The following is a 15,266-nucleotide window of genomic DNA, read 5'->3' on the forward strand; positions in this document are numbered from 1 at the left end:
AAAATATAGATTGGGGGGAGAAAGCTGGCGGCGGTTGGGAACCGCCGCCGAAGGCTTTAAACAAATCAGGAGATCAGCTGCAATTGCCCGGCATAGTGGCAATCCACTCCTTGAGCAGTTCGGTACCCTCTTTGTGTACCAGGCTGCGACCGAGCTCTGGCATCATCGCGCCCGGATCGGTAGATTCCACCCGGAAGTTCAGGATGGATTTGTCCGGACTGCCGGGAACAATGGCAAACAGGCGATCGCCAGAGCCCGTACCCGCCGCCACTGGCGGCTTGCACACGCCGAGGCGGCGCGCGTCGTGCTCGGCAACGTGCAACATCAGACCTGAGGTATCCGCCGCCCCTTTGGGGTTATGGCAGTGACCACAGTTGATATCCAGGTAGGAGCGAGCGCGCTCCTGCAGGGGTACCGATGTATCGCTGTAGTTCGCATTATGCGGAACCTGCGCCAGCTCCGGCAGCCCGCTCAGGTAACCCACCTGCTGCCAGTAAAGCAACTGGTTTTCCGTTCCGCTCTGGTAGGCGTAGTCCTTGTTCAGGTGGCGGGCACGGGGACCAATGGGGCGTGTGGCCTTCTGGGTGTGATTATCCGCATGACAGCCCGAACATTGGTTGGCATCCGGCACCACGTAGGTGAAACCTTCGCTACTGCCATCCTCGCTCACCAACTGCAGGCGCGTTGCATCTCCGGCAATTTCCAGTACCGCATCGGTCTGGGCCTCGTTCCACACATAGGGAAGCGCCTGCCAGCCATCCGCTCGCTTCACCAGCATGCGGGTTTCAATCAGCTTGACCTTTTTCAGGTTGAGTCCGCTACCGGCGAAATCCTGCGAATAGTCATCGGTCTTCAGCACAGTACCGTCCGCCGCGAGCGGATAGTAAAAGGTTTTACTGATGATGGTCCCTACCGGGTAGTCGAAATCGTCCTCGCCGTATGCGGCGCTGGAACCTTCCGGCATCCACACAGTACGCAGTTTGTGTGCATAGTCGGTAAACAGCGCAGTGTTCAGGTCGTAAGGGGTAACCCGGTCATTGAGTGTCAGTTGGCCATCGATGGCCTCGACCACATGCCAGTCGCTCAGGTTATCCGGGATGGCGTTGCGCTCGTGAATGGTGACTGCCTCGCGGGGTGCGCCGCACCCCGCGAGTATCAGGGCCAGCACCGCGCCCCAATAGATCTTACGCATCAGTTACCTCATTGCCGGCGTGTTGCTCTTCCTGAGGTGCTTCCTGTTTGTTGTCGAAGTCGAGCACGATCTGCGGCAGCTTTTTCAGGCTGCACTGGTGTGCGGTCATGTCAGTCGTGATGTTCTTGAAGTTATTCAGTACATCGACGTTGATGATGCCAACACCTTCATTTTCGATGCACAGTTTCAGATCGTCGGGCAGTTTGCCGTCGACCATTTTCTTGCTGTCGATTGCGCCATCCCACATTACGTCAGGCAGGCTGCCGGTCAGGCCGAACTTGGCGATTTTCAGTGCCTTCAGCTCCATGTGGTCGGGCGAGGTACCACCACCGGTAAAGGTGTTGTCGTAGATGTAGATACCTTCCGGGTAGGGGTCGAAGTTTTCCTGGGTGGACTTGTCGCTGTAGTAACCGGCGGCAAAGTAGCTGCTGACGATCACGTTGGCGGTATCGTTATCGGAAATTTCGTTATTGAAAATTTCTACGTAGTCGTTGGAGTTGATGACCACGCCGGAACCCGCCGGCACAGCGGCTACCGGAGTACCCTCATGGCCGAAGTTCTCGGTGTTGTTCTTGTAGATCTTGTTGTTGTATACGCGGGTGCTATGGCCCGGCTGCGGCAGGTTCGGCATGTTGAATACCAGGATACCGCCAGTGTTGTTGGTGGCGACGTTGTCATACACGTCGGCGCCGATGGTGTTCTCAATCTCGATGCCGGCAACGTTGAACTCGGCGCGGTTGTTGCGCACGATCACATTCCGCGACTGGCCCACATAGATGCCCGCGTCGGATGCACCGATGGCCACATTGCCCTCAAGCAGTGTGTTTTCGGTCTGCACCGGGTAGATACCGTAGGCCCCGTTCTCGGTAGACGGGCCGTTGGTCCACTCCACACGGATATTGCGGATGATGATGTTCTTGCCTTCGTTCACCTTCAGCGCATCGCCGATGGTGTCTTCAATGGCCAGATCCTCGAGGGTGAAGTCGCTGGCGTTTACCAGCAGGCCTTCTGCGCCCTGAATCTGGTCTTTGAAGGACAGAATGGTTTTATCCATGCCGGCGCCGCGAATGGTCACGCCATCCACATTCAGGGACAGGCTGCGGTTCAGCTGGTAGTGGCCTTCCGGAATTTCGATCACGTCACCGGGCTGCGCCTGGATCAGCTGCTTGAGCAGTTGTTTCTGGAAGTCCGCAGACGTCGCGGATGCTTCCGGTGCGCCGCTGCTACGGCCGTTGTCCTGGGAACAGGCTGCCGCCAGCGCCGCAATTATCGCAACACCCAATTTGACTGGTGCTTTCATGGATTCTCCCGCTTTCCTTATTCGATTGTTTTTTTACAGTTATTTTTCGAGCACATCCGGTCAGACCGCGGCCGGATTCGTGGCATAACCGGGCCCCCAACCAGCGCTGATTAGAACGCCAATTCATGACTATCGTTGTGCCTGCAGTATTATTTGGTACGAATGTACCAGTTTTGAGGCGCAAAAAATGTCGGTTGCCGCTGGCCGGATACTATCCAATGGTCATATAAGCAGCAACAGCTAAAGCGGAACTCTGTCTCGTTTTAACCAAAGAGAGCCGGACCCAAAGGTCAAATCCAGTCAAAAAAAGCTCGTGTGCGTTCTTTTCAGCGGTAACAGGGCTAAATAAAAACCCGCGCAGAGCCAAACTCCGCGCGGGTTACGCGCTCATCGCGACGGCGGTTCACCAGTCCGCCGCGGAATGCATGATTGCTTCAGTGCTGGAAAACCGGCGCCGCCACAAAGCTCCAGAACAGCACCGTGGATACCATCACCACCACCGCCATCACCAGGCATACGGTGACCACCGCACTGGCAAACAGGAAACCTCGCTCCTCGGAGACATTCATCACGATGGGAATCCCCACATACAGCAGGTAAACGGCGTAGGCGACCGCTAACGTTGCCAGCAGGATATCCAGCCACAGGACCGGGTAGAGACCGGCGGCACCGGCGATGAAAATCGGTGTTGCGGTAAACCCGGCGATGACCATTCCCTTCATCGGGTTGGTTTGCGCCCCATAGGTTTTTGCCATCCAGTGGATAAAGTAACCGACGGCAATCACCGCCAGAATCATGGTGACATAGAACACCGCCACCAGAGACAGCGCGCTATTACTGGTCAGCGTGCGTACTTGCCCACCGCTGCCAATATTCCAGCCGATTTCCGTGGTGCCGAAATACCAGCAGAGCGCCGGCAGCAGCGCGAGAACAATGACGTAAGGGATCTGGCGGTTGAGTCCCTTTTCAGATAGACCGGCAATTTCTTGCCATTGCCTGCGGGGTTGTACCATCAGGCCGTAGAGATGATTCAGCATTCCCATTCTCCTCACTCGCGAGGAACCTCACGGCTTGTGGCCGTGGGGGAGAGCCTTTTATGGAGCCACAGTCCTGATTCGACTCCTGTGTCTCAAATTGATCTGGATACTACTTGTCAAAGTGAGGAATACCGCCAAAGGCCATTCCCAAAGTTCCAGTTTATTATTTGTATGCGCTTTCAAACGCCTGCTTACTGTTTTCCGCACGGATTCGCGCGGCTACCAGCTCCGAATACCTCATCGCAATTGACCCTTTTACGAGTCTTTTGAGCAGAGTTTCCCGGGCTCCATAAAGTTGTAACACCTCGGTCATGCAAGTCAACGAAGGTGGTGTAAAAGCTCCAAATAAAAATGCGGCCGTTTCCCATGGAAACAACCGCATTTCAAAGAGTGCTACCTAATCACTCGACCATATTTTGGCGTCGCGATTATCAGCGGGGGGAGGAAAAAATCCGCCGAGACTTTTCTCGCACAACAGGAAAAAGAGCGGATGAATGTCAGAACCTCGCTACCTGCACCATTTGCATCCAGCCGAAACGGTCTTCCGCCCGCCCTTCCTGGATATCCAGTAACGCCTGGCGTAACTGTGTCGCCACCGGTCCAGGCGCCTGCGCCAGGCGGTAGCGCTGCTCGCTGTCTCCCAGCTCACTGATAGGGCTCACGATGGCCGCGGTACCGCAGGCAAAGGCTTCGCTGCAGGTGCCGGATGCCACCAGCTTCAGCAGGTCGTCGATATCAATTTCACGTTCGTGCACTTCGATTCCCAGATCCCGAGCCAGTGTCAGCAGGGATTCCCGGGTAACCCCTTCCAGAATCGAGCCGTTGAGCGCCGGGGTGTGCAACGCGCCGTCCATCACGGCGAAGAAATTCATCCCCGAGAGTTCGTCGACCGTGCGGCGGTTACCCGGGTTGAGCCACAGGGACTGGTCGTACCCCCGCGCCCTGAGCTGGGAAATACTCAGGAGGGACGCCGCGTAATTGCCCCCGACCTTGGCATCACCGGTGCCGCCGACCGCGGCGCGGCTGTCTTCGCGCTCCACCCACAGACGCATATTGCCGGGATGGTAGGCTTCAGACGGACTGGCAATGACGTAGAACTCGTAGGCACGGCTGGCCGTGACCGATAGATCCGGCTGGGTCCCCATAAGGAACGGGCGTATATAAAGGGATTCACCGCTGTTGCCGGGCACCAGGCCGGCACAGTGCGCCACCACAACACGCACCGCGTCCATAAACAGCGTTTCGGGTACCGGTGGCATACACAGGCGCTGTGCGGAGTGCGCCATGCGCGCGGCGTTGCGCTCCGGGCGGAACAGCCCAACACCACTGCCGCAACGGTAGGCCTTCAGCCCCTCAAAGCAGGACTGCGCGTAGTGCAGGACCTTGGCGGCGGGGTCCAGCGCCAGTGGGCCGTAGGGTATCAGCTCACCGTCACTCCAGCGGCCGTCCTGATAGCGGGCGCGGAACATGACCGGGGCCATAACGGTTCCGAAGCCCAGCCGTTCCGGCATTTCAAATCCCCGCAGGCTGGCGATGGCTTCCGGTTGTATTTTTATGCTCACAAAGCTCTCCCACTGAAGATTGCACAGTTTCGCTCTAACCCGCGAATTATGACCTTAAAACCTAGCCAATCCAAACACACCAACCACCAAAGCAGGCTAGTGAGCAATATCCCGAACAATTTCACCCGCAAAATAGGATGGGAAGCGCTCTGGATAGATAAAATCCCAGCATCACAATAGACAGGCCCACCGCACAAGCTAGCCCGACCGGCGCAATCGCGCGCCCACATCTGACACCCGTTGCATCCCCGGAGAAATTATTGGCATCGGCTTTTGTGAGATCGCCCTTCCCGCATCCTCGCGACTGCCAGACTCAATGAACCCTGAACCGATCGCCACCCCACCTGCAATACAAGTATTCCCGGCCTATCGCGCAATGGCGCCCTTCCCTACGCGGGGAAGTAAAGCGCGAAAATTCGTTGGCTATACTCAGAAATACATGGGCGGTGCTCGCCAAATGCAAGAGAAACCGATGCCAGGTTGTAGATTGTGCAGCCGGAAAAGGTCTCTCGGCACCAAAGCCCAGTGTCGATATCGACAACACACCGGGAAACCGGCAGGAAAGTGAACGAACCACACTTCAGGGAGAGAAGTTCCGCGCAACCGGGGTTGCCGCAGACGCCCTGCGTCTGAATAAACACCGGCTATTCGACGGAATTCGCGCTTACCGCGCATCCGCCCAGCGGATGCCGGCGGGTCTGGAACAACATGGAATGGAAGTGGTTCAACCGTGACACAGACAGATACCAGCAACTCAATTGCTATCGGCTTGATGTTTACAGCCTCAGCTCTGCTGTGTGGCCCTGTTGCGGCGGAGGAAATCTCCGCTCTCGACTCTGCCGTAAACAATGCCAAGGCTCCTCCGGCGGCGTATATAGAAGCCGCCTCCAAACCACTGGAAAAACCCAAGCGGCAGCTGCGTCCGTCAAAAGCAGCCGATGATTACCGCGATCGCATTGAGGAAATGGAAGCCGAATACGGTGCCTACGGCGCCGGTATTGATGAACAATTGACTGGGCTGGGTACAGCTCTGCAACGCAGTGGCGCACACGAGGAAGCTATTTCCCAGTTCCGTCGCGCCATGCTGATCAACCGGGTCAACGAGGGACTCTACTCCCTGAATCAGGTGCCAATGATCGAGCACATGATCGAAAGCCAGATCGCCCTGAATCAATGGGAAGAAGCCAACGACAATCAGGAATACCTGTTCTGGCTGCATGCAAAAAATTACGGGGAAAAAGACCCGCGCATGCTGCCCATCATCAATCAGCTGAGCAGCTGGCACCTGCAAGCATACATTGATGAACAGGGCACGACACTGTTCGAGCACCTGATCAACGCCACCAACCTTTACGCGCTGGCGGTGGACATCATTTCACAGAACTTTGGTGCCAATGACCTGCGGCTTGTGGATGCATTGCGCGGCCTCAAAGCCACCAATTATTACCTCGCCACCTACGATGGCGAGCCGCAGGAAGCCGTGGTCATCAATACCAGTTTTGGCGGTGGCGACCTCAGCCCGGACCGGCGTGCACAGCTCGATCACTACCGCATGAACAGCTTCAGTTCCGGTAAAACCGCGATCACCAAGATCATGGATGTGTACCAGAAAAACCCGGCATCACCGCCGGCGGCCTCTGCCAAGGCCAAGGTGGAACTGGGGGACTGGTACATGATGTTCAACAAATGGCACTCCGCCCGCGAAACCTACGGCGAGGCCTACCAGGCACTGTGGGACAACGGCGCCACCAACCGCGAAATCGAGGAAATTTTCGGGCGCCCAGCGGCGCTGCCGACCCTGCCATTTCTGGAGGAGGATCGCGAGGTGTTGGCTAACTCCTACGTTACGGTTTCCTACGATGTGACCGCATTTGGCAAGGCGCGCAATATCCGCATCATCAGTGCCAAACCGGAAGACAAGGTCAGCATTCGCTCGCGGGTGCGCAATGTGTTGCAGAAAGCCAAGTTCCGCCCGCGGTTTGAAAATGGCGAGCCAGTGGAAACCACCGGTATCGTGCAGAAATTTGTTTTTGAGTAAAGCAATCGTGTTCGACTGATGTAGCGGTGTTGGTTTGAGTCTGACGAGTACAGTGAAAACTGGCAGAAAATGATTTCTGCCGGGCAAACCTGAAAAGACAAAAACTGTCGAACGAAGAACAGGAAACGGGCCGCTGCGATTTCGCCGCGGCCCGTGAATGCATCAGGAGATGACCCATGGCATTACGGAAGATCGCCCAGCGCTTAAACCATTCATCCATTCATTCGCAGCATCTGCGCTGGCAAACCCTGGCCTCGGTTGTGGTACTGGCTGCGGTCATCAGTGGCTGTAAAAACCAGCAGACACAGCAGCAGCCTCCGGCGCAGCCGCAACAGTCTCAATCGCAATCGTCCAGCTCTTCGCAATCACAGTCGCAGTCGCAGTCGTCCAGCTCGTCTTCCAGCCAGTCGCAGTCGAGCCCGTCTACGGCCAGTAGCATGCCCTCGCCGAGCTCACCGAGCAGCAGTCGCAGCCCGAGCATGTCCACGGCGAGCAGCCGCGCGCAGCCGAATAGCTCGTTCCCGAGCATCGACTCCAGCGACCGTTCCAGCCAGCAGTCCAGCACGTCCTCTTCCCGCAACGGCGAGGAATCCGCACGGCAGTCCCGCTCCCAGAGCAGTAGTGATGGCGAGCCCACCGCCAGCAGAAACCCGTCGACACCGGTGTACAGCGAGTCTGACCAGCGCCCGGAGGAATCCCGCATGCCGCCGGATCCCTCTTCAAAAAGCGAGGGTGAACCGCCGGATGAGGTCGATTTCTCAGAGGAGCAGCAGACCGCAAGCAGCAGTTCCTCTTCGAGCTCGTCCTCGAGCTCTTCCTCAAGCTCTTCGAGCAGCTCATCGTCCAGCAGTGCCAGCAGCGCTTCTGCCAGCGGAGCCCCGAGCAGTGCTTCCAGCAGCTCGCCATCCAGCAGTTCTCCTGCGGGTGCCCAGGGCGGCGGCCAGAGTGGAGGCCAGTCTACCGCAGCCGCTGGCGGCCAATCCGGTGGCGGTGCACCAGCCAGTGCATCCAGCGCCGGCAGCCCTCCTGCCGGCGGCGGAGCACCCAACGAGGCGCCGATGAGTTCCGCCGAGCGCGTGGCGGAACTGGAAGGACGCTTCGAATCCACCATGGCCACGTACGACGGCATGATCCTGCGCGAGCGGGACTACGTGCGCAACCGCCCCGCTTCCGCCGAGGACGAATCCGCGGAGGACGAAGTGCCTCCCGGCGAATCCCTGGAAGACCTGATAGCGGACGCGGAAAGTGCGCTACCCCCTGCGCCGCCCCCTGGCGGCGGTCAACCCGGCGACGGTCCGGAGGAGAATAATTCCAGCGGACAGGCAACCGGTCCCGGTCTGCCCACCAAGGGCCGCAAGGGCGAGTTCGACCACACCAATACCGCAACGGTTGTACCCGCAGATATCCCCACCGGCGATGACGACGACGTGGTTGCACGCCAGATTCGCGAGGCGGCCACGCGCGAATCCGACCCGGAGCTGCGGGAAAAACTCTGGGAAGAGTATCGGAAATATAAAAAGACTCAGAAATGAAGATGACGAATCATCAGGGAGAGTAGTGATATGTTTTTCTCGCACGCACGCAGCACCCTGTGCAGCCTGACGCTGGGCCTCCTGGTTCTCGCCGGCTGCACTACCACCGAGGTGCGCACCACCGCCTATACACCGCTCACGGTAGAAGACGCCTCCATCGCGGAAAACCGCCTGCTGGATGTAGGCATCATCCAGTTCGATGCGGGCCTCGACCAAGAGGAAGAACTGGAAGAGGACGATCTGGTATTCCCGGAACTGCGCCACGCGGAATCCCGCTATATCGCCGTCACCCTCGCGGAAGCCGTGCAATCCAGCCAGGGCTGGGGCGCTGTGCGCGTCATTCCCAGTGCGCGCACCAATATCGACGTTACTGTCACAGGAAAAATCGTGCAGTCCGATGGTGAGACCTTAACCGTGGATGTCACGGTTACCGACTCCCGCGGCCAGGTATGGTTTAGCAAGCAGTATACCGAGCAGGCCTCCCACTACGCCTACGACCGCAAACATCCCACAGAAGGCGATGCATTCCAGGGCATTTACAACCGCATCTCCAACGACATGCTGGTTTACCGCCAGGGGCTGTCCGATCAGTACATCGCGGAATTGCGCACCATTTCCGAAATCAAGTTCGCACAGAGTTTTTCGCCCACCGCCTTTGAACGCTATCTGGTGCAGGACGACAAGGGCATCTACAAGCTCACCGCACTGCCTGCAGACAATGACCCGATGCTGATGCGCGTGCGCCAGATCCGCGAGCGCGACTATCTTTTCGTGGACACCCTGCAGGGCTATTACGGCACTTTCGTCAAAACCATGGAAGCGCCCTACCAGGAATGGCGTGCCATGAGTTACGAAGAAGTGAAGGAAATGCGTGAACTCAAACGCAAGGCCCGCAACAACACCATTATGGGCGTGGCCGCGATTGTCGGTGGTATTGCCGCTGCCGGCGCCGGGGGCGGCGCCGCGCGCCAGGCGGGCAATGTGGCCGTAGCGGGCGGCGGCTATCTGGTAAAAAGCGGATTCGACCGTCGCGCGGAAGCCAAAATGCACATTGAAGCCCTGCAGGAACTGGGCGACTCCATGGAAGCGGAAGTGGAACCGCGCATCGTGGAACTGGAAGATCGCACCGTGACTCTTTCCGGCTCGGTGGAAAACCAGTACCAGCAGTGGCGCGAACTGCTGAAGGAAATCTATGAGGTAGAAACCGGTGGTATGAGCGACATCTGATCCACCGGGAACGTCTCTGAACACACTCAGCCGGCAGTGGGCATGTATCAGTGGCCACTGCCGACAGCCCGAAAATAACAGCGAACGGTGCGGAACATCATGCAATACCGCGATCCATCATCGGACGATGAATCCTTTATCAAGCCCGCCGACTTCTCCTTCGGCGGCGAGCCACAAAGCGACAAGCCTGCGAATGCGAAGGCAGACCGCCTGGGCAACACCAGATCCACCAACGCGCGCACTTCGGCAAATTTGATCCCCTATTTAGTGGGCGGCGGAATGGTCGCGGCGCTGGTCGGCGTGATCTGGGTATTGCCACAATATGTGGAAAAGCCAGCGATAAAGTCCGTAGTCACCTCAACCCAGGCAAGTACCACGCAAAAGGCCGCATCCAAGGTAGAGGAATCCCCCTACACCGAAGCAGAAATCACCCAGCAGCGCCGTGAGGTACAAAAGGTGCTGCAGGAAATCCTGCAGCTGCAGGAAGAGTTGGTTGAGCGCAAGGTAGAGATCTGGGCCGCAGAAGAATACTTCGCCGCGCGCACGCTCGCGGAACAAGCCGACGGCATTTACCGTCAGCGCAAATTTATGGATGCCCTGCAACAGTACCGCCAGGCGCTCAACGGTATGCAACAGTTGCGCGACAGTATCCCCGAGCGCATTGAACAGCACCTAGCACAAGGCAACAGCGCGCTGGATATCGGCGACGGTCCCGCGGCGAACAAAGCCTTTGATCTGGTGCTCACGATTTCGGCAGATCATCCCCGCGGGGTGAAAGGCAAGGCCCGTGCGGCACTGCTGCCGGAGGTCTGGCCACACGTGACCAGCGCTAAAGACGCGTTTGCGGAAAACGACCTTGATACCGCCAAGTCGGCACTGGAAAAGGCGCTGGCCCTCGACGCCGATACTGAACCCGCGAAAGTCCTGTTACCAAAAGTGAACGCGGCAATACTGGAGCGGGATTACAGCCAGGCCATGTCTGCGGGCTATGCCGCGATCGCCAGTGGCGATTACGACAAAGCCAGGGAATTATTTCATCAGGCAAAAAAATTGAAACCCGCCGCCAATGATCCGGACGTGGGCCTTGCCCAGGCGGAAAATGGTATCGCCAAGGCGCGCCTCGACCGCCTGTTTGCCAGCGCCTCGGAACATGAAACACAAGAGCAGTGGCACCAGGCGGCAAAAGCGTACGGCAAGTTGATCGAACAGGATGGCAGCCTGGTGGAAGCCATCACCGGCAAGGCTCGCGCCGACGCCCGCGCCAAACTGGATGACCAGCTGCAGGAATTGCTGAGCGATCCGCTCACCCTTGGGCAGAGCAAGCGAAGCCAGTACGCGCGCAAGGTACTGGCGGATGCCCGCGCGCTCAAGGCGGAGTCACCTCGCCTGGAAAAGCAGGTAGACGAACTGGAAACCGCGCTGACCAAATCGCTGATTCCCATTACGGTTTTATTGCAGTCCGACACCAGCACCCACGTGACCATTTATCACGTCGGCAAGCTGGGGAATTTTTCCGAGCGAGAAATCGCGCTCAAACCCGGCCGCTATACCGCGGTGGGAACCCGCCATGGGTATCGCGATGTACGCCAGGAATTTGTCGTCGACCCCTCTTCTGAATCACCCGTGGTTACGATTCAGTGCGCGGAGAAAATTAACAGCGCCAATAATTCCTGATCCTTGAAACCCTGTCCGCGCGGGCAGATCAAAATATGTACGGCTTGGAAGTCGTGATGATTTTGATGTTGCTGCCCGCGGTGCCCGCAGATTTCATCTGACTGCCCGCCCACTTTTTCGGTCGCGTTCTACCGCCAATATTTACCCCGGAGACAAGCGTTACGGCCCTCTCCCGCCATGGACGAAATTGTCGTCCCGGTGTCGGTAAAACCGAAAAATCTACGCCAAAAAACCCGGCGCTGAGGCTGCCAGGGCCAGAGCGGACTAAGCTGAAATGCGCGGCTCTGTCTTTGGACCAATTGCCCTCTACCGGCACGGTAGGGAAGCCAGCGCGACAGCAGCGGCGGAAAAATCAATAAATACGCAGTAACAGGAAACCATAAATGACAGCCAAGGAAGCGGTACCCGTTCGCGACAGTGAGCCGGCTAATGAAGATGCCTCCGTCATCCAGCCGATCGGATTCATTCCTGCCCCGGTTTCCACAGGTGGCAACAAACTGCTGCTCTCTCCCAAAGCCATCGCCGTTGTCACCTGTCTATGCCTCGGTGCACTGATACTGGTTTATCTGCTGGTAGCACGCTCGCTGATTTTTGAGACCCAACCGGCGGATGCCGATGTCTCCGTCAGTGGCTTCGCGCTGCGCCTCGGTGATGGACATCTGGTGCTGCCGGGTAACTATCGCTACACCATCTCCGCTACCGGCTACCTGCCACAGAGCGGTGAAGTGGAAATCGGCAGCGACAGTAACAGCCGCCACGCCGTCAAACTTGAACGCCTGCCCGGCCACCTGCAAGTCATCACCGAACCGCGAGTGCCGGTGCGCATTCTCGTCAACGGCACTGAAGTGGACAGCAGCGACGGCCTCGCCCAATCCATTCCCGCTGGCCGCAAGCGCATCACCGTACTCACCGACCGCTACCTGCCCTTCAGCAAGGAAGTGGAAATTGAGGGCCTCGACAATACCCAGACGCTCACTGCCAGCCTGCGCCCGGCCTGGGCCAATGTGCACATTACCAGCAATCCCGCCGGCGCCACCGTCAGCGTGGAAGGAAGAATTCTAGGTACCACACCGCTGACTGCGGAACTGGTACAGGGCGATCGCACCGTCGATATTTCCCTGCCGGATTACAAAACCGTACAGGTGCCCGTGCCGGTAACCGCCGGTGTGGATCAGACCCTGCAAACCGTCAATCTCGCCGCCGCCGACGGCACCCTGCGGGTGGTCAGCAATCCACCCGGCGCGAGCATCACCGTTGATGGAGAATATCGCGGTCGGGCACCAATGGATGTCGAACTCTCTTCCAATCGCCGCCACCAGCTGCGCTTTTTCCTCGACGGCTACAGCTCCGTGGAACACTCCGTGGATGTGCGTGCCGGTGACCTGCGCGACCTGAATGTGGAGCTCACTGCAGTGTTCGGCGATGTCACCATCACCAGCAGCCCGCCGGAAGCGCAGGTGTTTATCGACGGCAGGCTGGCGGGCATCGCCGGCGAGACCTTCGCCTTGCCCACTCGCAGCCACACCATCACCGTGCGCAAGGCGGGCTATGAGGATTACCAGACCACCATCGTGCCCTCCAGCAAGCTGAAGCAGAGCGTGCGCGCTGTGCTGCTCACCGGCGAGCAGGCGCGCTGGAGCAACGTGCCCGCCGAAATGACCCACGGTGCAGGCGGCAAAATGCTGCTGATGCGGCCCAATTCGGAATTCACCATGGGCTCGTCGCGACGCGAACAGGGGCGTCAGGCCAATGAGGTGTTGCGCAAGATTTCTCTCACCCGTCCGTTTTACCTGGGCACTACCGAGGTCACCAATCGCGAGTACCGCCAATACCAGCGCATGCACAGCTCCAGCCACGCCAACGGTGTCAGCCTGGATAACGACAACCTGCCGGTGGTGAACATCAGCTGGAACGACGCCGCCCTCTTCTGCAACTGGTTGAGTGCGCGCGACGGCCTGAAAGAGGTTTACCGCACCGAGCGCGGCCGCGTGGTGGGCTTTGATGTGAACGCCAATGGCTACCGTATGCCTACCGAAGCCGAGTGGGCCTGGGCCGCGCGCTACGATCGCGGTGCCATGCGCAAATTCCCTTGGGGCGATGCGCTGCCGGTGGGCAAAAATTCCGGCAACTACGCCGATAGCAGTGCCGGACAGATCATTCCCGCGGTGCTGCGCACTTATAACGACAACTACGCCGCCACTGCACCGGTGGCGAGCTTCAGCCCCAACCACCTGGGCCTGTTCGATATGGGCGGCAATGTCTCCGAGTGGATCCACGATCTGTACACCATTGGCACCGGCCTATCCACCAGGGCGGAGGAAAACCCCGTGGGGCCGCAGGATGGCGATTACCACGTGCTGCGCGGCTCCAGCTGGCGGCACGCAGGCCTGACCGAGCTGCGCCTGGCGTACCGGGATTACGGTGCGGAAGCGCGCAACGATGTGGGTTTCCGAGTGGCCCGCTGGGTCAACTGAGAACGTCAACGGCAAGTAAAACTGGACAATTTCGAGGCTGAGGTATGCAACAGAAAAGACCAAGCGCGGTGCTGCAATCCCTGCCGCTGATACTACTGTGCAGTTTCTCTATGGGCGCGCTGGCTCAATCCGCCGCGGAAAGTACCGAAGCCGATCAGGAAAAGCAGGAAGAAAACGTCAGCGCGCAGCCGGCATCGGTAAGTACCAAAAAGCCGCCCGCGACCATCAAGGCACAGAGCGCCCAGAGCGCGGACAACTACGAAGCAACAGAAGAAATCTCGGAGGATCTGTCGGTCTCCTACCCGGTGGATATCTAGCCGAAGCACATCGCGCGAAGAATCCAGCGGAAACCTGAGTAATACCCGGGCCTTGCCAAAGGAATGGCCCCACAAAAAATGCGGGAAAAACCATGAAACTCAAGTCATCAGATTTTATGTTCCAGCTGTTTGCGCTGCTCGGCGCCATCATTCTGGTGCACGCCATTTACGTGGCCATCATCCGCCCCAACGCCGACGCCCTGATCCAGGAACAGCTGGCACGGGAAGCGGCGGGGGAGACCTATATTCAGCAGCGCTCCATGTACATCGTGTTGCGCGACTACGAACAGGAAGCCTGCTTCGTATTGATGCTGTGGGCCACGGCCATCATGGGTCTGAAAGCGCGCCGCAGCATGCGCGAGCGCAAGCTGCTGGACCAGGCGCTGCTGAACGTCAGTGAAGGCACACCGATTCTGCCGGAAGACGCACGCGACCTGTCGCGGCCAATCCAGGCTTTGCCGGAAGAGGAGCGCAACTTCCTGCTGCCTCGCGCACTCCTCACCGCACTGCAGCGCTTCGGCTCTACCCGCAATGTGGCTGCCGTTTCCAACTCTGTGAAAGAGGTGTGCGAAACCGAGGGCGACCGACTGGATTCGGAACTGGCGATGGTGCGTTACATCACCTGGGCCATTCCCTCCATTGGGTTTATCGGCACCGTGCGTGGTATCGGTGAAGCACTGGCGCAGGCACACCGCGCGGTGGAAGGTGATATCGCCGGGGTCACCGTGAGCCTGGGCGTGGCCTTCAACTCCACATTTGTCGCGCTGGTGATCAGCATTGTGATCATGTTCTTCACCCACCAGCTGCAGCTGATGCAGGAGCGACTGGTGCTGGATACCCAGAATTACTGCGACAACAAATTACTGCGTTTTTTGAAGGTGAGCTGATCGGCCAGCGGTCATATCTGTACCGG

At 58.4% G+C, this 15,266-nt stretch carries 12 protein-coding genes; 7 read left to right on the forward strand and 5 right to left on the reverse strand.

Annotated elements, in window-relative coordinates:
• Positions 1–73: 73 nt before the first annotated feature.
• The 4 genes from VIL80_RS09050 to VIL80_RS09065 form a co-directional block, all read right to left on the reverse strand.
• The gene (locus tag VIL80_RS09050) at positions 74–1,192 is read right to left on the reverse strand and encodes an SO2930 family diheme c-type cytochrome (RefSeq protein WP_332035787.1); all 1,119 of its coding nucleotides are present in this window, start codon (positions 1,190–1,192) and stop codon (positions 74–76) included.
• Positions 1,185–2,492 carry a parallel beta-helix domain-containing protein gene (locus VIL80_RS09055; protein ID WP_332035788.1) on the reverse strand — a complete coding sequence of 436 codons (1,308 nt, stop codon included), beginning with the start codon at positions 2,490–2,492 and terminating at the stop codon, positions 1,185–1,187. Before VIL80_RS09055 ends, VIL80_RS09050 begins: the two co-directional genes overlap by 8 nt.
• A 434-nt stretch (positions 2,493–2,926) precedes the next feature.
• On the reverse strand, positions 2,927–3,529 hold the full coding sequence (locus VIL80_RS09060; RefSeq protein ID WP_332035789.1) for a Yip1 family protein: 603 nt from the start codon (positions 3,527–3,529) through the stop codon (positions 2,927–2,929).
• Between the two features lie 497 nt (positions 3,530–4,026).
• Positions 4,027–5,091 (reverse strand): branched-chain amino acid aminotransferase, encoded by a 1,065-nt coding sequence (locus VIL80_RS09065; protein ID WP_332035790.1) that lies wholly within the window; start codon positions 5,089–5,091, stop codon positions 4,027–4,029.
• Positions 5,092–5,821: 730 nt separating this feature from the next.
• On the opposite strand from VIL80_RS09065, the gene VIL80_RS09070 reads away from it, so the two are divergent.
• Positions 5,822–7,129: a hypothetical protein gene (locus VIL80_RS09070; protein ID WP_332035791.1), complete on the forward strand. Its 1,308-nt coding sequence runs from the start codon at positions 5,822–5,824 to the stop codon at positions 7,127–7,129.
• Between the two features lie 337 nt (positions 7,130–7,466).
• Here VIL80_RS09070 and VIL80_RS09075 read toward each other — a convergent pair whose 3' ends face one another.
• Entirely contained in the window at positions 7,467–8,177 is a 711-nt protein-coding gene (locus VIL80_RS09075; protein WP_332035792.1) for a hypothetical protein, read from the reverse strand.
• 10 nt (positions 8,178–8,187) lie between these two features.
• Here VIL80_RS09075 and VIL80_RS09080 point away from each other — a divergent pair, with 10 nt between their 5' ends.
• The 6 genes from VIL80_RS09080 (at position 8,188) to VIL80_RS09105 (ending at position 15,240) form a co-directional block, all read left to right on the forward strand.
• Positions 8,188–8,661, forward strand: coding sequence for a hypothetical protein (locus tag VIL80_RS09080; protein WP_332035793.1), 474 nt, complete (start codon positions 8,188–8,190; stop codon positions 8,659–8,661).
• Positions 8,662–8,691: 30 nt separating this feature from the next.
• The gene (locus tag VIL80_RS09085) at positions 8,692–9,888 is read left to right on the forward strand and encodes a hypothetical protein (RefSeq protein ID WP_332035794.1); all 1,197 of its coding nucleotides are present in this window, start codon (positions 8,692–8,694) and stop codon (positions 9,886–9,888) included.
• Positions 9,889–9,987: 99 nt separating this feature from the next.
• Complete coding sequence (locus tag VIL80_RS09090; RefSeq protein WP_332035795.1) at positions 9,988–11,562, forward strand: tetratricopeptide repeat protein; 1,575 nt, start codon at positions 9,988–9,990, stop codon at positions 11,560–11,562.
• 383 nt (positions 11,563–11,945) lie between these two features.
• Complete coding sequence (locus VIL80_RS09095) at positions 11,946–14,036, forward strand: PEGA domain-containing protein (protein WP_332035796.1); 2,091 nt, start codon at positions 11,946–11,948, stop codon at positions 14,034–14,036.
• Positions 14,037–14,080: 44 nt separating this feature from the next.
• Positions 14,081–14,353 carry a hypothetical protein gene (locus VIL80_RS09100; RefSeq protein WP_332035797.1) on the forward strand — a complete coding sequence of 91 codons (273 nt, stop codon included), beginning with the start codon at positions 14,081–14,083 and terminating at the stop codon, positions 14,351–14,353.
• Positions 14,354–14,445: 92 nt separating this feature from the next.
• Positions 14,446–15,240 carry a MotA/TolQ/ExbB proton channel family protein gene (locus tag VIL80_RS09105; RefSeq protein ID WP_332035798.1) on the forward strand — a complete coding sequence of 265 codons (795 nt, stop codon included), beginning with the start codon at positions 14,446–14,448 and terminating at the stop codon, positions 15,238–15,240.
• The last annotated feature ends 26 nt before the right edge of the window (positions 15,241–15,266 follow it).

It is taken from the genome of Microbulbifer sp., from assembly GCF_036563125.1.
GTDB lineage: Bacteria > Pseudomonadota > Gammaproteobacteria > Pseudomonadales > Cellvibrionaceae > Microbulbifer.

Coding starts and splice junctions, on each gene's coding strand:
- VIL80_RS09085 (WP_332035794.1), top strand. CDS start 8,692: ATGTTTTTCTCGCACGCACGCAGCACCCTGTGCAGCCTGACGCTGGGC.
- VIL80_RS09090 (WP_332035795.1), top strand. CDS start 9,988: ATGCAATACCGCGATCCATCATCGGACGATGAATCCTTTATCAAGCCC.
- VIL80_RS09105 (WP_332035798.1), top strand. CDS start 14,446: ATGAAACTCAAGTCATCAGATTTTATGTTCCAGCTGTTTGCGCTGCTC.
- VIL80_RS09060 (WP_332035789.1), bottom strand. CDS start 3,529: ATGCTGAATCATCTCTACGGCCTGATGGTACAACCCCGCAGGCAATGG.
- VIL80_RS09100 (WP_332035797.1), top strand. CDS start 14,081: ATGCAACAGAAAAGACCAAGCGCGGTGCTGCAATCCCTGCCGCTGATA.
- VIL80_RS09095 (WP_332035796.1), top strand. CDS start 11,946: ATGACAGCCAAGGAAGCGGTACCCGTTCGCGACAGTGAGCCGGCTAAT.
- VIL80_RS09080 (WP_332035793.1), top strand. CDS start 8,188: ATGAGTTCCGCCGAGCGCGTGGCGGAACTGGAAGGACGCTTCGAATCC.
- VIL80_RS09055 (WP_332035788.1), bottom strand. CDS start 2,492: ATGAAAGCACCAGTCAAATTGGGTGTTGCGATAATTGCGGCGCTGGCG.
- VIL80_RS09050 (WP_332035787.1), bottom strand. CDS start 1,192: ATGCGTAAGATCTATTGGGGCGCGGTGCTGGCCCTGATACTCGCGGGG.